19 protein-coding genes and 1 other RNA gene are annotated in these 20,520 nt (G+C 64.2%); 10 read left to right on the top strand and 10 right to left on the bottom strand.

The features are described from left to right. Positions 1–8: 8 nt before the first annotated feature. The 7 genes from recR to M6F29_RS03775 all read right to left on the bottom strand — a co-directional run bounded on the left by recR (position 9) and on the right by M6F29_RS03775 (position 5,789). Positions 9–611 (bottom strand): recombination mediator RecR, encoded by a 603-nt coding sequence (gene recR / locus M6F29_RS03745; protein ID WP_297480530.1) that lies wholly within the window; start codon positions 609–611, stop codon positions 9–11. A gap of 6 nt (positions 612–617) precedes the next feature. Further along, a complete protein-coding gene (locus M6F29_RS03750) occupies positions 618–941 on the bottom strand; it encodes a YbaB/EbfC family nucleoid-associated protein (RefSeq protein WP_297457454.1) in 324 nt (107 codons plus the stop codon). Further along, positions 938–2,530, bottom strand: coding sequence for a DNA polymerase III subunit gamma/tau (gene dnaX / locus M6F29_RS03755; protein ID WP_298157607.1), 1,593 nt, complete (start codon positions 2,528–2,530; stop codon positions 938–940). The genes M6F29_RS03750 and dnaX overlap by 4 nt, the downstream gene beginning before the upstream one ends. A 1-nt stretch (position 2,531) precedes the next feature. Further along, on the bottom strand, positions 2,532–3,146 hold the full coding sequence (locus M6F29_RS03760; RefSeq protein ID WP_298157608.1) for an acyloxyacyl hydrolase: 615 nt from the start codon (positions 3,144–3,146) through the stop codon (positions 2,532–2,534). A gap of 37 nt (positions 3,147–3,183) precedes the next feature. Beyond that, positions 3,184–3,282, bottom strand: an RNA gene (ffs, locus tag M6F29_RS03765) — signal recognition particle sRNA small type. A gap of 71 nt (positions 3,283–3,353) precedes the next feature. After that, positions 3,354–4,727, bottom strand: coding sequence for a phosphomannomutase/phosphoglucomutase (locus M6F29_RS03770; protein WP_298157609.1), 1,374 nt, complete (start codon positions 4,725–4,727; stop codon positions 3,354–3,356). Between the two features lie 27 nt (positions 4,728–4,754). Continuing rightward, entirely contained in the window at positions 4,755–5,789 is a 1,035-nt protein-coding gene (locus M6F29_RS03775; protein WP_298157610.1) for a YheT family hydrolase, read from the bottom strand. 70 nt (positions 5,790–5,859) lie between these two features. On the opposite strand from M6F29_RS03775, the gene alr reads away from it, so the two are divergent. The 8 genes from alr (at position 5,860) to M6F29_RS03815 (ending at position 13,129) form a co-directional block, all read left to right on the top strand. Beyond that, positions 5,860–6,933, top strand: coding sequence for an alanine racemase (gene alr / locus M6F29_RS03780; protein ID WP_298157611.1), 1,074 nt, complete (start codon positions 5,860–5,862; stop codon positions 6,931–6,933). Between the two features lie 73 nt (positions 6,934–7,006). Further along, positions 7,007–7,957, top strand: a complete 951-nt coding sequence (locus tag M6F29_RS03785) for a TadA family conjugal transfer-associated ATPase (protein ID WP_297484739.1) — start codon at positions 7,007–7,009, stop codon at positions 7,955–7,957. A 4-nt stretch (positions 7,958–7,961) separates the two neighbouring features. Beyond that, complete coding sequence (locus M6F29_RS03790) at positions 7,962–8,312, top strand: TrbC/VirB2 family type IV secretion system protein (RefSeq protein WP_297456383.1); 351 nt, start codon at positions 7,962–7,964, stop codon at positions 8,310–8,312. After that, positions 8,312–8,629: a VirB3 family type IV secretion system protein gene (locus M6F29_RS03795; RefSeq protein WP_297480512.1), complete on the top strand. Its 318-nt coding sequence runs from the start codon at positions 8,312–8,314 to the stop codon at positions 8,627–8,629. The genes M6F29_RS03790 and M6F29_RS03795 overlap by 1 nt, the downstream gene beginning before the upstream one ends. Continuing rightward, positions 8,623–11,079, top strand: coding sequence for a VirB4 family type IV secretion system protein (locus M6F29_RS03800; RefSeq protein ID WP_298157612.1), 2,457 nt, complete (start codon positions 8,623–8,625; stop codon positions 11,077–11,079). Before M6F29_RS03795 ends, M6F29_RS03800 begins: the two co-directional genes overlap by 7 nt. Further along, on the top strand, positions 11,076–11,855 hold the full coding sequence (locus tag M6F29_RS03805; RefSeq protein ID WP_297504676.1) for a TrbJ/VirB5 family protein: 780 nt from the start codon (positions 11,076–11,078) through the stop codon (positions 11,853–11,855). Before M6F29_RS03800 ends, M6F29_RS03805 begins: the two co-directional genes overlap by 4 nt. Positions 11,856–11,861: 6 nt before the next feature. Beyond that, complete coding sequence (locus tag M6F29_RS03810) at positions 11,862–12,872, top strand: type IV secretion system protein (RefSeq protein ID WP_298157613.1); 1,011 nt, start codon at positions 11,862–11,864, stop codon at positions 12,870–12,872. Further along, positions 12,869–13,129, top strand: a complete 261-nt coding sequence (locus M6F29_RS03815; RefSeq protein ID WP_297456373.1) for a hypothetical protein — start codon at positions 12,869–12,871, stop codon at positions 13,127–13,129. Before M6F29_RS03810 ends, M6F29_RS03815 begins: the two co-directional genes overlap by 4 nt. Here M6F29_RS03815 and waaF read toward each other — a convergent pair. Genes waaF through M6F29_RS03830 form a run of 3 tightly spaced genes read right to left on the bottom strand, consistent with a single transcriptional unit; the run spans position 13,126 to position 15,251 of the window. Further along, positions 13,126–14,130 carry a lipopolysaccharide heptosyltransferase II gene (gene waaF, locus M6F29_RS03820; RefSeq protein WP_298157614.1) on the bottom strand — a complete coding sequence of 335 codons (1,005 nt, stop codon included), beginning with the start codon at positions 14,128–14,130 and terminating at the stop codon, positions 13,126–13,128. The two genes, M6F29_RS03815 and waaF, sit on opposite strands and share 4 nt — an antisense overlap. Beyond that, positions 14,127–14,321: a zinc-finger domain-containing protein gene (locus tag M6F29_RS03825; RefSeq protein WP_297456369.1), complete on the bottom strand. Its 195-nt coding sequence runs from the start codon at positions 14,319–14,321 to the stop codon at positions 14,127–14,129. The genes waaF and M6F29_RS03825 overlap by 4 nt, the downstream gene beginning before the upstream one ends. Before the next feature lie 3 nt (positions 14,322–14,324). After that, positions 14,325–15,251, bottom strand: a complete 927-nt coding sequence (locus M6F29_RS03830) for a branched-chain amino acid transaminase (protein ID WP_298157615.1) — start codon at positions 15,249–15,251, stop codon at positions 14,325–14,327. 83 nt (positions 15,252–15,334) lie between these two features. Here M6F29_RS03830 and M6F29_RS03835 point away from each other — a divergent pair, with 83 nt between their 5' ends. Then, on the top strand, positions 15,335–19,573 hold the full coding sequence (locus M6F29_RS03835; protein ID WP_298157616.1) for a YhdP family phospholipid transporter: 4,239 nt from the start codon (positions 15,335–15,337) through the stop codon (positions 19,571–19,573). Between the two features lie 25 nt (positions 19,574–19,598). Next, positions 19,599–20,492 (top strand): carbon-nitrogen hydrolase family protein, encoded by an 894-nt coding sequence (locus tag M6F29_RS03840; protein ID WP_298157617.1) that lies wholly within the window; start codon positions 19,599–19,601, stop codon positions 20,490–20,492. Positions 20,493–20,520 lie beyond the last annotated feature (28 nt).

The following is a 20,520-nucleotide window of genomic DNA, read 5'->3' on the forward strand; positions in this document are numbered from 1 at the left end:
CCTGTGACTTAGTTGAGGGCCTGACGCCGTTCCCGCAAAGCCTGGGCCAGGGTGCCGCTGTCGGTGTACTCCAGTTCGCCGCCCACCGGGACGCCCCGGGCCAGACGGGACAGGCGCAGTCCGAGCGGGCGCAGCAGGGTGGCGATGGCGTGGGCGGTGGCTTCCCCTTCTGCCGTCAGATTGGTCGCCAGGATCACTTCTTCCAGGGGGGAACCCTGAATGCGCGTCACCAGGCGAGGGAGGTAAATATCCTGCGGTCCGATTCCGTCCAGCGGGGAAAGGTGTCCCATGAGCACGAAATAATGGCCCTGATAGGCCAGGGTCTGTTCCATCATCAGGAGATCGGTGGGCGTTTCCACCACGCACAACAGGTGCGGATCGCGGGACTCGTCCTGACACAGTTCGCAGACCGGCGTGGTGGAATAATTGTTGCAGTGGCTGCATTGGATGACCCGGTCCAGGGTATGCACCAGGGCGGCCAGCAACTGCTCGGCGCCGCTGCGCTGGCGCTGGAGCAACTGGTAGGCCATGCGCTGCGCCGTCCTGGGTCCGACGCCGGGCAATACGCGCAGGGCATCGATGAGCCGGGACAGGGGGTGGGCGCGGGACATGGACGGTCAGAAGGGCAATTTCATACCTGGAGGCAGGCCCATGCCCCCGGTCAGTCCGGACATGTGTTGCTGGGACACCTCGTCGATTTTCCGGTGCAGGTCCTTGAGTGCCACCAGCAGCAGGTCTTCCAGCATTTCCCGGTCACCCATCAGGCTTTCGTGGATACTGACCTGGCGGACTTCGTGGGTACAGGTGCCGCGGATCCGGAGGGCGCCCGCACCGGCGCTGCCTTCCACCTCGATCTGGGCCAGGGTGTCCTGGGCACGGCGCAGGTTCTCCTGTACCTTCTGGGCCTGTTTCATCAGCCCGGCGAGTCCACCTTTCATCATGATTTTTCTCCTTGGGGAAGCGGTTTGACGCTGGATTCTACCAGCGCCCCCCCCAGTTCGTCACGAACCGCCTGAACGAAAGGATCCCGGGTCAGGGTCTGAAGGGCTTGCTGGTGGGCCTGGGCCTGGGTTCGGTCTTCCTGTTGGGCGACGCTGGTGCCTTCCTCCTCGCCCAACTCGATGGACAGGTTCAGGTCGCAATCCAGCACGCTTTCCAGACCGGTACGCAACTTCTCCTGGTACGGCAGCAGATGGGCGAATTTATGCGCCAGACGCAGGTGGATCTGGTGCTGGGTCATGCCCAACCATTCCACGTGGCGGGCCAGTTCATGGGTCATGCCCATCAGTTGCAGGCGCTCCACCAGGCCGGCCCAGTCGTCGATGGCGGGGGGGAGGTGGGCGCGTTGCGGGGGGGCAGGGGCGGGTGCAGGCGCGGGCGCCAGATTCGGCAAGGGAGGGGCGGAAGGAGGCGGCGGGGCAGGGAGCGGTCCGGGCGGTCCGGGTTGAAAGGCCAGGAGGCGCAGCAATGCCATGCGAAATCCGGCGCGTTCATCGGGCGCAAAGGGCAGGTCGCGGCGTGCCTGCACGGTGATCTGGTACAGCAATTGCAGGGTGGCGGCAGGCCAGCGTGCCTGCCAGGCCCCCAGTTCCCGGGCACTGTCCTGCAGGGCCGGCGCGTTGGGAATGGCCTGCAGGAGCGCCAGATCATGAAACAGGACGGCCAGTTCCTGCAGGGCGTGGTCGAAGGACAGGCTATGTTCGGCCAGGGTGTCGGCGCAGGCGATCAGGGTTTCTCCATCCCCCTCGGCCAGCGCGCGCACCAGATCGAGCAGGGCGCTGCGCTCGAGGGTGCCGAGCATGGCCCGGACCGGCTCCTGGCGCACTTCGCCGCCGCCGAAGGCAAGGGCCTGGTCGAGCAGGCTCAGGGCATCGCGCAGGCTGCCCTGGGCGGCGGCGGCCAGCAAGGGCAGGGCCGAAGCCTCGAAGGGCAACTGTTCCTGTTCGAGCACGTGGCGCAGGCGGTCCGCGATCTGGGCGGGCGGCAAGGGGCGCAGGGAAAATTGCAGACAGCGGGAAAGCACCGTGACGGGGACTTTCTGGGGGTCGGTGGTGGCCAGAATGAACTTGACGTGGGGAGGGGGCTCTTCCAGGGTTTTGAGCATGGCGTTGAAGGCCGAACGGGACAGCATGTGGACCTCGTCGATGAGGTACACCTTGAAACGGCCCGCCACGGGCAGGTACTGGGTGTTCTCCAGCAATTCGCGCATTTCCTCGACGCGGGTATTGGTGGCGGCATCCACTTCCAGCAGGTCGGGAAAACGCCCCTGCTCGATGCCGATGCATGCCGGACAGTGCCCGCAGGGAACGTCGGTGGGGCCCTGTTCACAGTTGAGCCCCCGGGCCATGAGGCGTGCCAGGGTGGTTTTTCCGACGCCGCGGGTTCCCGTGAGCAGATAAGCCTGATGCAGGCGTCCGCTCCGGAGGGCATGCCTCAGGGCCTGTACGATCGTCTCCTGCCCCACCATGTCGTCGAAGGTGCGGGGACGCCACTTGCGCGCCAGCACCTGGGAGGAGGGGGGCGTGTTCACTTCAGAACCAGTGGGACACGCGCAGTTGCAGGAAATTGATGCCGGGGTTCGGGTTTTGTATGCCGGCATTGGACAGGTGCTGAAGCCGCATCATGACATCCCAGTCATGTTGGGGCCCCAGGGTGAGGCCGGCGCCGATGTGGTCGCCGAACTGGAAGTAGGTGGTCATGTCGTGTCCCGCATAGAGGTCGTGCTGGCTGAGGTAATGGACGCCAACCCCGGCTTCCAGGAAGGGGATGCAATCGCCCGAGGGGGTGGTGGGCGCGTAGCGGAACACGGGCGTGATGCCATAGTCGTTGACTTCATGATTTCCGCCCGAGGCGGCATGGGGCGTCCAGCGTCCCACGCTGGCATCCCAGTAGCCGCTCAGCGCCCAGGTCTGGTCGCTGAACCAGCGGGTGCCCCAGGAGCGGGAAAAGGAAATCCGTTCCATTTCCGTATGGTAACCGTAACCGGCCTCCAGCGAGACGGCATCCCGTATGGGCACGGAGACCGGGGATTCCCAGGGGGATGGGGGTGGGGAAGGGTCCTGGGCGGCTGGCGCAGGAAAGGATACGACCAACGGAAAGCCCGCCGCGATCAATGAAGGCAGGCAGCGCGAAAAGAAACGCGTCATCGGAAAACTCGTCGACAAGGTAAAAAAAGATCGGTGAGGTGGCGAGCCCGACCCCCGGCACTTGCAGGATTCGGCTGTGGCTGCTTCCTTCCGGACCTGACCCGATTCACCGCTCTGCAATGCGGGGAGACCCGCCAGAGGCCTATGATCCTCCAGAATGCGGAAAAATTCAAGGGGGGGAGCGAAGCTTTTCATTCGGGCGGCTCTTCAGTAGGGAAAGATCGCCTCGGGTTTGATCTTCAGGATCTCCCGTTTGAAGTCCTGCTGGATGCGTGCCAGGGCCGCGGCATCTTCCGCCTCGAAACGCAGGACGATCACCGGGGTGGTGTTGCTGGAACGTGCCAGGCCAAAGCCGTCGGCATACTCGATACGAAGTCCGTCCAGGGTGATGCGTTCCTGTGCGTCAGGAAAATCCCCGTCTTCCTGGAGGGTTGCGATGATGCGAAAATTCTCGCCCTCCTGCAGGCGAATCTGCAGTTCCGGCGTCGCGACGGCATCGGGCAGGGCATCGAGAACCGCGCCCGGGTCGCTGAACCGGCTCAGGATTTCGAGCAGGCGGGCGCCGGCATACAGGCCGTCGTCGAATCCGAACCAGCGTTCCTTGAAGAAAGTATGGCCGCTCATCTCGCCTGCCAGCAATGCGCCGGTTTCCTTCATCTTGGTTTTGATCAGGGAATGGCCGGTCTTCCAGAGGAGGGGTTTCCCGCCGCAGGAACGAATCCAGGAAAACAGGTTGCGGGTGCATTTCACGTCGAAGATGATTTCGGCCCCCGGATTGCGGGACAGGACATCCTCTGCAAAGAGCATCAACTGGCGGTCGGGGTAGATGATATGACCTTCCCGCGTGACCACGCCCAGACGGTCCCCATCGCCGTCAAAGGCCAATCCCAGTTCGCCCCGTCCCTGGTTCAGGGCCAGGATGAGGTCCTGCAGATTTTCGGGTTGGGAGGGGTCCGGGTGGTGATTGGGGAAATGGCCATCCACGTCGCAGAACAGTTCCACCACGGTACAGCCCATACGCCGGTAGAGTTCGGGGCCAAAACGTCCGGGGATCCCGTTTCCGCTGTCCACCACGATTTTCATGGGGCGGGCCAGGCGCACCGTGTCCGTGATCTGTCTCAGGTAGTCCTCGCTGATATCGAGGGATTCCAGCGTTCCCGAGCCGGACACCAGGCGCTGCCGGCACAGCCGTTCGTGGAGGGACAGGATCGTGGAGCCGGACAGGGTTTCTCCGCCCAGCATCATCTTGAGCCCGTTGTATTCGGGGGGGTTATGGGAGCCGGTGACCATGATCCCGGAACCATGGGTACGCGTATGAGCCGCGTAGTACAACATGGGGGTTGCGACCATGCCCACATCCACGACCCTCAAACCGGTGCTTTTCAGGCCCTGGGCCAGCGCATCGCTCAAGGTCGGTCCGGAGAGACGTCCGTCACGCCCGATGGAGATGCTGGTCAGTCCCCGTTCCCGGGCCTCGGAGCCGATGGCCCGGCCGATGGCGGTGACGCCTGCAACAGTCAGGGTCTGATCGACGATACCCCGGATGTCGTAGGCCTTGAATATCTCTTTGGGTGGGCGCATGGCGGGTCCTTGCGGGAGGGGAAAGGGTTATTCTGAAGGATTGTGACCGTTCTGTGAAGGGGGCAGAAAACGCCCCAGATAATCCAGCAGGTGGGCAGGCATCCAGTCGGCCCTGGGCGGCAGGATCCCGGAGATGAATCCCACATGTCCTCCCTGGTCCTGGAGATCCAGCGTGACGCCCGGCGGCAGGACCTGGCGGGAGGGCAGCGCGCAGGGGGGCATGAAGGGGTCGTCCCGCGCCTGCAGAAGCAGCGTGGGGCGACGGATATGGGGCAGCAGCGGCAGGCAACTGCTGCGTTCCCAATACTCGCTGGCATCGCGAAAGCCGTGCAGGGGCGCCATGCAATGGTCATCGAACTGGCGCAGGGTACGCGCCGCCAGGGTGGCTTCGAGGTCGAATGAGCCGGGGAATTGCGCGTGCTTGGCCCGTGCCTTGGCTTTCAGGGTGGTCAGGAAATGAAGGCCGTAGAACCGGTTCAGGCCCCGGGTCAAATGGTCGCCCACGGCGGTCAGGTCGAAGGGGGTGGCCACGGCCACGCAGCGGTCGATCCATTGTCCGGCATCCTCGCCCTGTTCCCCCAGCCATTTGAGGAGCATGTTGCCCCCCAGGGAGAACCCGACGGCGTGACGCAGCACATGCGGGTATTCGGCCTGGACGCGCCGGAGGATCCAGTGGATTTCCGGGCTGTCCCCGGCGTGGTAGAGACGGGGGCGGAGATTGAGGCGCGAGCCGCAGGCCCGGAAGTGGGGGGCCACCACGCTCCATCCGAGGGCCTGGGCGGCATTGGCCAGGGCGCGGATGTAGGGCGATTCCGCGCTCCCTTCCAGACCATGGAAGAGGGTCAGGACGGGCCGGTCCGAGGCGCCGGCCAGGCGCTCGACCTGGAGGATATCCCCGTCCGGGCTGGCCCAGATTTCCTGCCGCCAGAGAGGGCGCGGGACCGGGATCCAGCGCGCCCCGCCGATGGTCTGGAGATGGGGGTTGCGGAGCCAGAAGGAAGGGGAAAAGGGGGGAGGCGGGAACGGGACGGGAGGGGGACGCAACATGACGACCTGGGGCACGTAATGAAAACCCTTCGAGTATACGCGCTGACAACCGGCGAAAGGGAAGGAATTGGGGTAAAGTGCGCGGATGTCCCGTCCTACCTCCATTCATGTCAACCTGGAACGTCTGCGCGAAAACTTTCAAGGCGCACGACGCCTTCATGGCGGGGCCCTGCTGGCGGTGGTCAAGGCCAACGCCTACGGGCATGGCGCGGTGGTTTGCGCCCGGGCCCTGGCCCCCCAGGCGGAGGGGTTTGCGGTGGCGACCCTGGAAGAGGGTGCGGAACTGCGCACGGCAGGCATCACGCAGCCCATCGTCCTGCTGGAAGGCATTTTTTCTTCCACGGATCTGGGCCAGGTCCAGCATCAGGCCCTGACGGCCGTTCTGCATCAACCCTGGCAGGTGCAACTCCTGCTGGGGCAGTCAGTTCCCCCGGCAGGCGGGTTCTGGCTCAAGTTCGACAGCGGGATGCACCGTCTGGGTCTGGATGCATCCGAACTGCGTTGGGCGGTGGACCAGTTGCGGCGCAAATTTCCCGGGGTCACGGTCACGGTCATGACCCATTTTGCCCATGCCGACGGGGTGAATCCCGGAGCGCTGGATCCGGCCCTGACCCTTTTTCGTCAGGCGATCCAGGGGCTTTCGGTCCGAACCAGCCTGGCCAATTCCGGGGCCATTCTGGGGTATCCGGAAGCGCGGGGCGATTGGGGTCGCCCCGGACTGATGCTCTATGGTCTCGATCCTGCCGCTCCCGGGCAGCCGGTGCGTGCCGGGCTTCGTCCCGTCATGTCCCTGCGTTCCCGGATCATGGTCGAGCGCTGGATCAAAACGGGCGACAGCGTGGGCTATGGTGGACTGTTTCAGGCGCGTCGCCCGGTCCGCATCGGGGTCATCCCCTGCGGCTATGCCGATGGTTATCCCCGTACGGCCCCCCAGGGGACATGGGTGAGCGCCGGGGAAGATTTCGTGCCCCTGGCGGGACGGGTGTCCATGGACATGCTCACCGTGGACCTGACCGATGCCCCCCGGGTGACGGTGGGCACGGAAGTGGAACTGTGGGGAGATCGGGTTTCGGTCAGTACCCTGGCCCACTGTTGCGGCACGCTGGCCTACGAACTGGTGTGCGGGGTGCAACGGGCAGCGCGTTGCACGGTGGGTTGACCGTTCCGGAATAGGGGAATTCCAGGTCGTTTCTCCGCAGGTCTGGTGGAGGGGGCTGCCCTATGATGGGGGCATGTGGAACGAACCTTCCTATCTCGAATCCCTGCTGGATGACGCCCTGGGCGACCTCTCCCGGTTGCTGGACGAGGCGGACGTCCGCGAGGTGATGGTGAATGCCCCGGATGACGTCTGGGTGGAACGGGCCGGGCGCCTGGAGCCGGTTTCCCTGAACTTCAGCGCAGCGGCCACGCGTACCGTGATCCAGGTGCTGGCGGCCCTGTCCGCCCGCACGGCGGGTTTCGAACAGACGCGCCCCCTGCTCGATCTGGGTTTCCGCGATTGGCGTGTTTCTGCCGTGCTTCCCCCGGTGGCGGTACGGGGTCCCACGCTCTGCCTGCGCAAGCATGGAGGAAGAATTTTTCCTCTCCAGCAGTTTACGGACGGGGCTTCCGTCGGCAGCGAAACGATTCCCCCGGCTTTCGATGCTCCCCATCGACCCGACCTCCATGACCAACTGCTGCACTGGATCCGGGACAGAAAAAATCTGCTGGTCAGCGGCGGGACCGGAACCGGAAAAACCGCCCTGCTCAATGCCCTGATTGCCCAGATTCCGGAAACCCAGCGCCTGGTGGTGATCGAGGACACACGGGAACTCCGGGTGGAGCATCCCAACCGGGTGATTTTCGAGGCCCATCCTGCCGCGGGCGTCACCCTGCGCGATCTGGTGCGCCAGGCGCTGCGTTTTCGCCCGGACCGGATCATCATCGGCGAAGTGCGGGGGGCGGAGGCCTTCGATCTGTTACAGGCAATGAATACGGGGCATGAGGGGTGTCTGGGCACGCTCCACGCCAACAGCGCCGGGGAAGCACTGCATCGTCTCGTCCAGCTGGTCTTGCAGGCGGGCATGGGCTGGACGGAAGAGTCGATTGCACGACAGGTTGGGCGCACCATCGGGGGCATCATCCAGTTGGGGCGGGTGGAGGGACGGCGGCGGGTCGATCACATTCAACGAGTGGGAGGGTAGGCGCATGGGCAATATCGGGATTACCCCCAAGGGGGCGAAAAATCGGCGGGTGAGGGGGTATGTTCAGGGGGTGTTCTGCGGGCTTCTGTGCGCGGCTCCCCTGGCCATGGCGATGTATACCCCGATGCCCTGGGAGGGCCCCATCTGCATGGTGGCCAGCAGTTTGAAAGGGCAGGTGGCGGTGGTGTTGTCGGTCGTGGCCACCATCATGATCGGGATCATGTTCATGTATGCGGAAACGGGCGGCGTGGTGGCGCGCATTGCCAGCTGGTTGCTGGGCATGTCCTGTGCGCTCTCCGTGGTGAGCATCATCACGGCCCTGTTCCCCGGGGTGGTGATGCCCGGATGTCTGTGATGAGCACGCCTCGCCGTCGGTCCCCCTGCCACCGGTGTTTGTGGGAACCCCTGCTGATCGGGGGGGTGGAAAAACCGTTTGCCATCGTCAACGCCACCCTGGCCATCGCGCTGGTGGGAGATCTGCATTTTTACGGGTGGTTGCTCGTGGCGGTGCTTTTTCATGGCGTGATGCGCCACCTGACGGCCAGTGATCCCTTTCTGCGCCAGATCTATGCCCGTTACAACTGGCAGGCCGACCGGTATGTGCCCTGGCCCCCGGTGTCCGCCCTTCGGGGAAGGCGCCCGGCGGGTTGGGGCAGGGGCCTGTCATGTTGAACGTGGGGTCACCCCCCGGAAAAAACCGGGAGCGGGGCCTGGCCGAGATCCTGCCCTGGCTGATCCAGCTTTCCCCCGGGGTGGTGCTGAACAAGGACGGCGGGTTCCTGGCCTGTTTTTCCCTGCGCGGGTTATGCGCGGAAAATCATGACCCCCAGGTCCTCGATCAGGCCGTGGAGGATCTGGAGCAGGCCCTCCACGGCCTGGAAGGTCGCTGTACCCTCTGGTGCACGGTGCTGCGGCGCCCGGTGGTGCCGTTTCAGCCCGGTTGCTTCAGCCACGAGGCCAGCCGGTGCATCGACAGGATTTACGGGGAAGGACTGGCCCGCCACCGGCATCTGGCGAATCGTCACTACCTGTCCGTGTTGTGGGCCGCCCCGAAAACGGGGGCATCGCTCCTGCACAAGGCGTACCTCTGGGTCCGAAGTCTGGGGTATGGTCCGGTCCGAACCCGGGCCTGGGAACAGGTGCAACAGCGCCAGAAACAGTTCGAGGAAATCCTCACCCAGTTCATGCAGGCGGTTCCGGCACTGGGCGCGCAGCGTCTGGAAGGCACGGCCCTGCTGCAGTTTCTGCAGGAAATGTGCAGTCCTTCCGTGCCCGGCGACCTGCCCCTGGCGTTCCCGCAGGAGGCTTATCTGGATGGGGCCCTGGGGGAGGACGAGGTGGTGGTGGGCGCGGACCATCTGCGCTGCACCGGCATCCACGGCGTGCGCTATGGTGCCGCCCTGACCCTCAAGGCCTGGCCCGATCACACGTTTCCGGGCATGTTGGACAGTCTTCTGGAAGTGCCGGCCAGTCTGACCCTGTCCCAGGTTTTTCGTCTGGTGGACCAGGCCCAGGCCCAGCGCCACATCAAGAATGTCCAGCGGTTCCACCTCAATCTCCAGAAATCGCTCTTCAGTTACGTGCGGGAAGCCCTGTCCGGCGAGGAGAGTGTGGTGCGCGATACCGGTCGGGCGGTTTCGGCCGCCGAGGCGCGCCAGGCACTGACGGATATGACGGCCCAACGCCGTCTCTACGGCTATGTGAATGTGACCCTCCTGGTCTGGAGTCCCACCCTCGACAGCCTGGACGAGGCCGTTACCCAGGTGGCCCAGGCCATTCGTGGGGAAGGATTTCTGGTTCTGCGCGAGCGGCTCCATCTCAATTCGGCCTGGTCCGGCACCTTGCCCGGACAGTGGGGCGAACTGGTGCGCTGGCATTTCATCAGCAGCAGCAACTGGGCGGATCTGTTCGCCTTGCGGACCGTGCCCGGAGGACAACGGGAGAATCCCTATCTGACCCGGCAGCGGGGGGTGTTTTCTCCCGCCCTGACGGTATTCCGCACACGCTTCGGCAGTCCCTATGCGTTCAACCTGCACCAGCAGGACCTGGCCCATACGTTCGTGGTGGGACCTTCCCGGGCGGGCAAGTCGGTCTGGGTCAACTTCGTGATCAGCCAGTTCCAGAGGTATGCGCCGGTGCATACGGTCATCTTCGACAAGGATCGCTCCTGTCGCATTCCCGTCCTGCTGCAGGGCGGGCGCTGTTTCGAGGTGGCCCGGCAGGGGATGAGACTGAACCCCCTGAAAGAGATCCGGGATCCGGCGGAGCGGCTCTGGTTGCTGGGCTGGCTGGAGGGGTTGCTGGGTGCGCGCGGGCATTCCCTGAGTTCCCCGGAACAACAGGGCCTGCGTCAGGCACTGGAAGACCTCAGCCTCCGGGCCCCGGAACTGCATCGTCTGCGCAGTCTCGCCGGGCTTCTTCCCCGCCTTCTGGTGGAGGAACTGGAGCCCTGGCTGGGGGGCGGGCAATGGGGCGGGTATTTCGACCATGCGGAGGACGACCTGCAGTGGGCCTCCCTGACCTGCTTCGAGATGGGGGAAGTGTTGCGCCATCCCGTGCTGGCCCGCGCCTTTCTGGATTACGCCTTTCATCGCATCGATCAGCGCCTCGCCCAGCATTCGGGCATTCCCACCCTGATCTACATCGAGGAAGCCTGGTTCATGCTGGCAGACCCGTTTTTTGCCGGGCGCATCCGTGACTGGCTGAAAACCCTGCCCAAAAAAATGGGCTTTGTCATTCTGGCCACCCAGTCTCTGGACGACCTGTCCGGATCGCAGATTTTTGCAACTCTGGCCGACAATGTCCCGACCCGCATCTTCCTGCCCAATGCCCAGGCCCGGGTGCACCGGGAACTGTATCGGAACCAGTTCGGCTTGCTCGAGAGTCAGATCGACCTGTTGGCCCGGGCTCGCCCCAAGCGTCATTACCTGCTTCACACCCCCGGGGAATGTGTTCTGCTCGAGGCAACCTTCGAAGCGGACCTGCTGGCGTGGCTACGTTCCGATGTCCAGGCCCAGCGTCTCTTCGACCGGCATGTACGGATCGGGGCGCGGGGAGTGGAAGGGCGGGAAGCGTATTTTCAGGCGCTGGCACAGGAAGAAGAGGGAGTGAAGAATTCATGAGGGGATGGATGACAGGAATGGTGGGGCTGCTCTGGACGGGCTCGCTCCAGGCCATGGGGATGGTGGTCTACGACCCCATCAACCATATCGAAACGGCTCTGACCGCCGCCAACGCCGTGCAGCAAACGGCCCAGCAGGTCCAGGCGTACCTGATACAACTGCAGCAATTCGGGGCGCAAATGCAGAATCTGCAAACCCTGCCCCAGGCCGTGCTGGCGCAGGTCCTGTTGCCCTATACCCAGCAGAGCGCGATGGCCCAGACCCTGGTCCAGACCCTGGCCGTCACGGGGCAGCAGATCACGACCCTGCAACAGACCCTGCTCGATCAGTCCCGCCAGATGAACGCGCTCCAGTTGACGCCCCAGGACTATCTGGCGCGCGAAATCCAGTGGTCCCAGACCCAGGGGAACGGACTGGGGGCAACCCTGCAGGGCGAAGTGGGGGTCCTGCAGGGACTGTCCGGTTCCTATGCTCAACTGCAGCAATTGCAGGGACAGATCGGTACGACGGGGGGGATGCAGCAGAGCCTCCAGACGGCGAATCAGCACCTCAACCTGCTGGCGGGACAGAATGCCCAGTTGATGGGCCTGATCGCCAGCGCGCAGGCCAATGTTTCGGCCCAGCAGCAACAGGACGCCCTGGTCAATACGGCGGCGGCACAGACGGTGCAGCGACGTCTGCAGAATGACCACCTCAAGATCCAGCAATGGCACGATCAGTTGCAACAGACTGAAAATGGCCAGGGATGGGGCATCCTGACGGCACCGGGACCCTGACGCGCCATGTTGTTCCTCGACCCGTCCCTGATCGATCAGATGGCCACGGCCCTTCTGGAGGGCGGACGTCAGTTGCACGTCCGGATGAGCGGCGTGGCAGACAGCCTGTACGGTTCCCTGCTGGTTCTGACCTTTTCCTGGTCGACGGTGAACCTGTTGATCGAGTCGAGCGTGGGCGAGAGTTTGGGGGCCGTGCTGACCCACCTGATCCGCTTCATCTTTCTGGCGGGATTCACGCGCTGGTTCCTGGATTCCTATGATTTTGTCTTCTACGACGGGGTGTACCAGGGGTGCGTGACGCTCACCAGCGCCATCGCCGGACCGCAGGGACAGAGTCAGGGATTTGCCACGGCCTGGAGCGTGTTTGCCGATCTCATCGGGACGATCTGGGACGGGATGGTGTCCAGTCCCGGGCGCTATCTGGCGGGCGCCACCCCGTTGTCGAGCGCTTTCTGGGCGGCCCTGGGCGGCTGGGTGATCACCATGGCCTTTCTGTTCGTGGCCCTCTGTGTGTTTACCGTGGCCCTGACCCTGGTGGCGGTGATTCATATCATGGGGAATGCCCTGGCAGGTCTGGCGCTGGCCCTCGGCCCGTTTTTCATTCCCTGGCTGTTGTGGGAGAGTACCCGCGAGTTATGCCTGGGGTGGATCCGCTTCCTTTCCATCGCCTGTTTTTACCAGGTGGTGGCGGTGACGGTCCTGGTCATGGCCAAACCGGTGTTTGTCCTGATCCAGCAATGGATGATGGCGCAGTCCGGGGTCTGGACGCATGCCTCCCCGGCGGACAGCATGGCGCTGGCGCTGCTTCTGGTGGTCACCGCCAGCATCATTGCCCACCTCATGAGTCACGTCCCCCAGATCGCGGCATCCCTGATCGGGCACGGGCGGGTGGATACCGGTTTCGCCGGGCAGACCCAGCGCTTCATGCAGACCCGGATGGACCGGGCCAATGACTGGCTGGCCCGGCAGATCAAGAGTTATGGCAAGGCGGAAGTGGAGAAGACCCGGTCTTCATGAAACTGCGGCCCTACCTGCTGACGGACCGGGAATGGAGATCCCTGTGGATGGGGCTGCTCGAGCGGGCCGACTGGCCTGCGGAGGCCCGGCGCGATTATCCCGTGCCGGACGGGCTGCGCCAGGGTTTCCGGGGCCATTGTGCCTGGGTGCTGGCGATGGAAGCCTACGACCATCCCCTGCGCACGGTGTTCGGATTGGCGCTGGCGCTGGGCGAGGGCCTGCGCTGGGGCGGCGAAATGGTGGGGCGCTGGTTTTAGGGGGGGGCGGGGAAGGAGGCCAGGACCTGTTCCGGGTCCAGAAGATTGAGGCAGTTCAGGTGTCCCAGGGGGCAGGTGCGCTGGAAACAGGGGCTGCAGGGCAATTCCAGACGCAGGACCCGGGCCTGTGCGCTGAGGGGGGGGGTAAAGCGTGGGCTGGAAGAGCCAAACAGGGCCACCAGGGGGCGTTCCAAGGCGGCAGCGACGTGCATCAGGCCGGAGTCGTTGGTCACCACCCGTTGTGCCAGGGCCATCAGGTCCACGGCTTCCTCCAGGGCGGTGATGCCGCAGAGGTTCTGCAGGGGGGCGGAAACCCGCTGGGCGATCTCCTCGCCCACCGGACGATCCCTGGCGGAACCCAGAATCCATATTTGCCAGCCCTGTGCGATCCACTGTTGGGCGACCCTGGCAAAATGGGCGGTGGGCCAACGCTTGGCCGGGCCATATTCGGCGCCGGGACAGAGGATGGCGATGGGCTGGGCACGGGACAGTTGCAGTCGTTCCAGGGTCCGGGACTGGTTCTCTGGATCGATGACCAGACGCGGACGGGGCAGCGGTTCGGGGCATCGGCCCTGCGGATCGGCCAGGGACAGAAAGCGCTGCACCATGAGCGGCAGACGTTCGGGATCGAGGCGGCGGATATCGTTCAGCAACCAGCGGCGTTGTTCCCCGATGAATCCGGTGCGCTGCGGAATCCTGGCGAACCAGGGGACCAGCGCCGATTTCCAGGAATTGGGCAGAACGATGGCCTGATCAAAGCCCGCACGGCGTAACGTGCGTCCCAGTCGCCAACGCCCGGGCAGGTCCAGGCGGCCATGGGGAAAGGGGTGGTCGAGGAGGGCATCCACCTCGGGCATGCGCTGCAGTACCCCATGGGTCCAGCGCGGTCCCATCACCGTCAGGTGCACGTCAGGGGCGGCCGCGCGCAGGGCGGAGAAAAGGGGTTGAGCCAGGACGGCGTCGCCCACCCAGGCGGCGCCGACGATCAGGATCCGCTTCAATGGGCGGCAGGGGCCGGACCGCTCAGTTCATAGACCGTGCCGCAGTAGGGACAGGCCATCCGTCCGGTGCGCGCCACATCCAGAAAAACGCGCGGATGGGCGTTCCAGAGCGCATCCTTGGGCGGCGGACAGTGGAAGGGTAGGTCGGCGGCGGTGATCTGCACCGGAGGACGGGTGGGCGGGGTACTCATGTCTCAGTCTCCAAGAAAGGTCAGCCAGTCCCGATGCGCGGGCGCGCGCCCCTTGACGCAATCGAAATAGGCGGACTGCAGTTTTTCCGTAAGGGGGCCGCGGGCTCCGCGCCCGATGACCCGACGGTCGATTTCGCGGATCGGGGTGACTTCGGCGGCCGTCCCGGTGAAAAAAACTTCGTCAGCCGTGTAGAGTTCATCCCGGGAAATCCGTCGTTCAAGCACGGTGATCCCCATTTCCTGGGCCAACTGGATGATGCTGTCGCGCGTGATCCCTTCCAGCGCGCTGGACAGGTCGGGGGTATACAGGACTCCGCGCTTGACCATGAACAGGTTTTCTCCGGAACCTTCGGCCACGAATCCTTCCACATCGAGGAGCAGGGCTTCGTCGTAGCCATCGGCGGTGGCTTCGTTGTTGGCCAGGATGGAGTTCATGTAGTTGCCGCTGGCCTTGGCCTTGCACAGGGTGATGTTGGGGTGGTGGCGGGTGTAGGACGAGACCTTGACGCGAATTCCCTGTTGCAGGGCCTCTTCGCCCAGGTAGGCCCCCCAGGGCCAGGCGGCGATGGCGACATGGGTCTGGGCCCCGCGCGGGGATACGCCCATTTTTTCCGAGCCCAGATAGACCAGCGGGCGGATGTATCCTTCTTCCAGGCGGTTCTGGGAGACGACCTGGCATTGGGCGTCCATCAGGGTCTCCAGCGTGAAGGGCACGGGGATCTGCAGGATGTGCGCCGAACGGAGCAGGCGCTCGGTATGTTCGCGCAGACGGAAGACTGCCGTACCCTCCGCTGTCCGGTAGGCCCGCACCCCCTCGAAGACCGCCATGCCGTAGTGCAGGGAATGGGTGAGAACGTGGGTGTTGGCGGTACGCCAGGGGATGTATCGACCATCTAGCCAGAGGGTACCATCCCGGTCGGACATGGACATGAAAATGACTCCTGAACTGTAAACTTCCCATTCTAGCGGATGTCTTCTCCCGGCTCCAGAGGGACTGCCTTATAATGTGTCCCATGATCAGTCATCGGGCTTTACTTTTCCATTCCCGCCGCGCTCTGCTCTGGTTGACGGGGGGAGTGGTCCTGCTGTGCCTGCTCGCCTGGGGGGGGATGCAGTGGATCGTGCTGCACGACGTGGGGCGTTATCGGCCGCAGGCCATGGCCCTGCTGACCCAAGCCACGGGAAGTCGGGTGGAAGTGGGGAGACTTTCCTCGGGGGCGTTCCACTGGATGCCCACCCTGGTGCTGGATCATGTCGTCGTGTTCACGCCGCAAAACCAGCCCGGGATCACCATCAAACGTGTGCAGGCGCGCATCGATGTGCTGGATTTTCTGCGCGGCCAGGTGAATTTCGACCACCTGCAGATCGAAGAACCCCACCTGACGTTGCGCCGCAGCCCGGAGGGGCAGATGTTTCTGTCGGGGATCCTTTTGCCCCCTCCCGGACAGGGACCCAGCCCCTTTCTCGAATGGTTGACCCGGCAAGGGCAGATTCGTGTCCGGGGCGGCGAATTGGTCTGGCAGGATGATCTCCGCCATGCCCCTCCCCTGCGCCTGCAGGATATCCAGCTGGATTTGAGCAATGGCGGCGGGGTACATCGCTGGGATGTGACCCTGACGCCGCCCCACGCCCTCGCCAGTCCGCTCCATCTGGAGGGCCGGGTCCGGGGAACGGATCTGGGGCATTGGCCAGATTGGCAGGGCCGGGTACAACTGGATGCCCTCCGGGTGGACTGGGTCGCCTTGGCGCCCTGGGCGGAAGTGTTGAATGGGGTCCAGCAGGCACGGGGGGGGCTGCATGTGGTGGGCGAATTGACCCCCGCGCATGGCTGGGACCTGCATGCCGATCTGGATTTGCATCCCCTGGTCTGGCATATTCCGGGCGCGGAGCAGGCCCTCCTGGTCAACCGCTTGCAGGGCGAACTGACGATGCGCTGGCAGGGCGGCGTGCGCGCCTGGGCCCTGCATCAGGTGCGCCTGAGCGGGCCTTCCTTCGCACATTGGGTGCGTCCCCTGGAGGTGAGTTTTCATACGGACGGCACAGGCAACCAGATGGAGGCCTCCTGGGTGGATCTGGCGGTTCTGCACCCCTTCGTCAAGGTGCTGCCCCTCTCCCCCGAGCAACAAAAAATCTGGCAGGATCTGGCACCCAGCGGAGAACTGGAAGGTCTCCGCCTTACCTGGAAAGAGGGCGGGGTTCTTGCCGACTCCCTGGGGTTCCAGGGGACCCTGCATCATGTGTCGGTTCATGCCTGGCACGGCCTGCCTGCCCTGCAGGCCTTTTCAGGACAGGTGACGTGTGACGCGCAGGGGGGGCAGATCAAGGGGGCGGGGCTGGAGGCCCAATGGGACCTGCCCGACCTGTTCGTGGTTCCCCTCAAGGCGAATTCCTTCCGGGTGGATGCCCGGTGGCAGCGTCGGCAGGACCACCTGGCCCTGACGCTCAAGCAGTTGCAGGTAAGCAATGAAGATCTGACCGGTTCCGTCGAAGGCGATCTCGATGTGGGGCCTCAGGGGCCTGGGCAGGCGCACCTGAGCGGCAGTTTGACCCACGCGCGGCCGGATGCGGTATGGCAGTATCTGCCGCTGGTGATCCCGCGCCCGGCGCGTCTCTGGCTTCATCAGGCGCTGCAGGGCGGCGAAGCCAGTCCGGCGCAGTTTTCCGTGGCCGGCGATCTGTCCCGTTTTCCCTTCGTGGGGGATCAGGGCGGCACTTTCCGGGTGGACGCCCAGCTCCATGACGTCAACCTGAACTTCGATCCGGCCTGGCCCGTCCTCACCCATCTGGAAGGGACGTTGCAGATCCGGGGCGGCGAACTGCTCGTGCTGACCCAGTCGGGGGACGTGCTGGGCACGCACCTCGGCGCCGTACAGGCCCGTCTTCCCGACATGACGAAGCAAGACGCCGTGCTGCTGGTTTCGGGACAGGCGCAGGGACCGGTGCCCGCCGGCCTGGCTTTCATCCAGCACAGCCCCCTGAATGCCATGCTCGACCAGGCACTGGAGGGTTGGTCGGGAAAGGGGGATGGGCGTTTGACCCTGCAACTGGGCATTCCCCTGGATCAGCCCCAGAAAACCCGCGTGCAGGGAGATTATGAATTCCTGGGGGCGGATCTGGCGGAAGGGAGGCTGGGGATTCCCCCCCTGAGCAAGGTCAGGGGGCACCTCCTCTTCACTGAACGGGAATTGAATTCCCAAGGCCTGACGGCTCGCGTTCTGGGCGGGGATGCGGCACTGGAGTTTCACACGGACAGGCACGGGATTCTGCATCTCAAGGCCAGCGGACAGGGCGACTGGTCCCGGCTGCAGACGGTGTATGACGAACCCATCCTGAAAGATGTGACGGGGCAGGAGCCCTGGCAGGGAGAGTTTGCCTTTGGTCATGGGGGGGTGGACGCGCAACTCCAGACGCAGGGAAGTTATCTGGGCGAACCCTTTGCTTTTCAGTTGTTGGCCAAGCCGGAACGCGGGGTCGACCTGAAGTTTGCGGGGTCGACTTCCCTGGGCGCACTCCAGCGGCATTTCTCCTCCTTCTGGACCCGGGGCCTGGAAGGGCCGGTGAATTGGGAAGGCCATGTGCGTCTGCACGACCAGCACGTGCGCGCCGAGGTGCGGGGCGATGCCCTGTGGTTGGGGGGGCACACCACCTTTGTGGCGATCCGGGGCATCCATCATACCCTGCGGGCTTCCTTCGCCGGGCATATCGAAGCGACGGCCCTGCGGAAATGGACGGCATTGGCTCCGCTGGAGGCCTTGCAAGGAAAAACCGACTGGTCGGGGCGGCTGGAAAAGAGAGAAAACGAAGATCCTCAACTGTGGATCAACACGTCTCTGGTGGGCATGGCGCTGAATCTTCCGCAGCCGTTGCAGAAGGATGCGGCAACGGCCCGACCCCTGGAAATCCATGCCCAGTTATTCGGAGCGGGGCGGGAAGTCGAGGGGAGTCTGGGGGATCAACTGGCTTTTCAGGCACTGTATCGTGCCACAAAAACGGAACCGGAAGCGGGAGAGACCTGGCAACTCGAACGGGGGCGACTGTGGCTGGGAAAAGCGGAACCCCATGCGCCCCTGGACTCCGGTCTTTCCGTCGAAGGATCCTGGCCCATGCTGGATCTGACGGCCTGGCAACGTTATCTGGCGCACTGGAGCCAGAACGCGGAGACGGCTGCTCCAGCCGGCGAGAGCAGGGTGAGTCATGTCCATGTGAAGTTTGGCGCCGTGTCCTGGGCCGGGCGACTCTGGCCGGAAGTCGGCGTCGATGCCCGGGTCGAGGGGAAACAGTGGTTGATCCGGACCGAAGGGCGCAGCGTGGCCGGGGACCTGATCGGGATGCAGGGGGAACCGGGCCGTCTGACGGGGCATCTGGCGCATCTCGTCATTCCGGCGGGTTCCCCTCCCGGTGCCTCCTCCGGGGCAGAGGATCATTCCCGGGCCCTGGCTGCGCACATGCCCACGATGGACCTGCAGGTGGATCATCTGGCCCTGCCGGACGGGTTGGCGGGGCATGCACACCTGGTGGGCACCCAGGAGGGCGCAGGTATCTGGCATCTGCAGACCCTGACGCTGGTTTCTCCGGAAACCCAGATTCAGATGGAAGGGGTCTGGCAGGATCAGCCCAAGCCGCAAAATCACTACCAATGGGAAGTCAAGACGGAGGATCTGGGGAACCTCCTGGTCGGATTGGGGTATCCCGGGCTGGTGGCCCGTGGGCATGGGGAGGGGCACGGACATATCCAGTGGGACGGCGCGCTGGAAGACTTCGATCTGACGGGGCTGTCGGGGCACGCATCCCTGGATCTCAAGGATGGACAGTTCTCCAAGGTACAAACGGGGGGGCTGGGGCGTCTGATCAGTTTGTTCAGCCTGCAAACGTTGCCACGCCGGATCACCCTGGATTTCAACGATGTCTTTTCGGCAGGCTTTGCCTTTGATCATCTGACCGCAGACCTTGCCCTGGATCATTCCCAACTGGATACGCGCGATTTCGAGATGGTCGGACCCGCAGCCCGCGTCAAGTTGTTCGGGAAGGTGGATCTGGCCCATGAAACCAGCGATCTGACTGCCCAGGTGGCCCCCTCGGTGGAGGGCAGTGTGGCTTTGGCTTCCACCGTGGTGGGGGGGCCGGTGGTGGGGGCGGCTTCCTGGGTGTTGCAGAAGATCCTGGGCAACCCCTTTGACCAGGTATTGAGTTATGCCTACACGATTCAGGGACCTTGGGACGATCCTCGGATACAATCTGTGGGTCATCCTTGAATGACACAGTCCATAGGGAGAATGAATGATGAAGCGGGTTCTTGAAACGGCCGGAGGGTCCATCGATGCCGGGTTCGGCAAAGCGCGTCCCCTGCCGGGCAGTTTCCGGGTGGCGGCGATACAGATGGCCTCGGGCCCCCATCTCGATGCCAACCTGTGTGAGGCAGAGCGGCTGATCAAGATGGCGGCCGATGCCGGAGCGTCCCTGGTGGCCCTACCCGAGTTTTTTGCCCTGATGGGGATGCGGGATTCGGACAAGGTGGACATCGCAGAACCCTTCGGTCGGGGACCGGTTCAGGAGTTTCTGGCGCGCAGCGCACGCCGCTTCGGGGTCTGGCTCGTGGGGGGGACGGTGCCCCTCAAGGGGCATGACGACCGGCGCATCCGTAACAGTTGCCTGGTCTACGACAAAGAGGGGCATTGCGTGGCACGCTACGACAAGATCCATTTGTTCGAGTTTCAACGGGCTCAGGAACGTTATGACGAGGCACAGACCATCGAGCCGGGCGACGAGGTGGTGACCTTCGATTCTCCCTTTGGCCGGATCGGGTTATCCGTCTGTTACGATCTGCGCTTTCCGGAACTGTACCGCGCCATGGGCGAAGTGGACCTGATTTTCATTCCATCGGCTTTCACGGAAACCACCGGTCGGGCTCACTGGGAACCTCTGGTACGGGCTCGGGCCATCGAGAATCTGGCCTATGTCGTGGCGCCGGCCCAGGGCGGCTACCACATGAACGGGCGGGAAACCCACGGCGCCAGCATGATCGTCGATCCCTGGGGCGTGATTCTGGATCAGTTGGCGCGGGGGTCGGGGGTGGTGATGGCCGGCGTCAATCCCGTCCATCAGGCCGATCTGCGCAGTCAGTTGCCCGCCTTGTCCCGGCGCCGGGTTCCCTGGGAAAAAGGGCGGGTCTGATTGCATGGCGGCGCCTCATTTCATCTCG

The organism is Ferrovum sp., assembly GCF_027317285.1.
GTDB lineage: Bacteria > Pseudomonadota > Gammaproteobacteria > Burkholderiales > Ferrovaceae > Ferrovum.

What these genes read in the sequence shown, in the direction of transcription:
- recR (WP_297480530.1), bottom strand. Translation starts at nt 611, where the DNA reads ATGTCCCGCGCCCACCCCCTGTCCCGGCTCATCGATGCCCTGCGCGTA.
- M6F29_RS03750 (WP_297457454.1), bottom strand. Translation starts at nt 941, where the DNA reads ATGATGAAAGGTGGACTCGCCGGGCTGATGAAACAGGCCCAGAAGGTA.
- M6F29_RS03760 (WP_298157608.1), bottom strand. Translation starts at nt 3,146, where the DNA reads ATGACGCGTTTCTTTTCGCGCTGCCTGCCTTCATTGATCGCGGCGGGC.
- M6F29_RS03770 (WP_298157609.1), bottom strand. Translation starts at nt 4,727, where the DNA reads ATGCGCCCACCCAAAGAGATATTCAAGGCCTACGACATCCGGGGTATC.
- alr (WP_298157611.1), top strand. Translation starts at nt 5,860, where the DNA reads ATGTCCCGTCCTACCTCCATTCATGTCAACCTGGAACGTCTGCGCGAA.
- M6F29_RS03785 (WP_297484739.1), top strand. Translation starts at nt 7,007, where the DNA reads ATGTGGAACGAACCTTCCTATCTCGAATCCCTGCTGGATGACGCCCTG.
- M6F29_RS03790 (WP_297456383.1), top strand. Translation starts at nt 7,962, where the DNA reads ATGGGCAATATCGGGATTACCCCCAAGGGGGCGAAAAATCGGCGGGTG.
- M6F29_RS03795 (WP_297480512.1), top strand. Translation starts at nt 8,312, where the DNA reads ATGAGCACGCCTCGCCGTCGGTCCCCCTGCCACCGGTGTTTGTGGGAA.
- M6F29_RS03800 (WP_298157612.1), top strand. Translation starts at nt 8,623, where the DNA reads ATGTTGAACGTGGGGTCACCCCCCGGAAAAAACCGGGAGCGGGGCCTG.
- M6F29_RS03805 (WP_297504676.1), top strand. Translation starts at nt 11,076, where the DNA reads ATGAGGGGATGGATGACAGGAATGGTGGGGCTGCTCTGGACGGGCTCG.
- M6F29_RS03810 (WP_298157613.1), top strand. Translation starts at nt 11,862, where the DNA reads ATGTTGTTCCTCGACCCGTCCCTGATCGATCAGATGGCCACGGCCCTT.
- M6F29_RS03815 (WP_297456373.1), top strand. Translation starts at nt 12,869, where the DNA reads ATGAAACTGCGGCCCTACCTGCTGACGGACCGGGAATGGAGATCCCTG.
- M6F29_RS03825 (WP_297456369.1), bottom strand. Translation starts at nt 14,321, where the DNA reads ATGAGTACCCCGCCCACCCGTCCTCCGGTGCAGATCACCGCCGCCGAC.
- M6F29_RS03830 (WP_298157615.1), bottom strand. Translation starts at nt 15,251, where the DNA reads ATGTCCATGTCCGACCGGGATGGTACCCTCTGGCTAGATGGTCGATAC.
- M6F29_RS03835 (WP_298157616.1), top strand. Translation starts at nt 15,335, where the DNA reads ATGATCAGTCATCGGGCTTTACTTTTCCATTCCCGCCGCGCTCTGCTC.
- M6F29_RS03840 (WP_298157617.1), top strand. Translation starts at nt 19,599, where the DNA reads ATGATGAAGCGGGTTCTTGAAACGGCCGGAGGGTCCATCGATGCCGGG.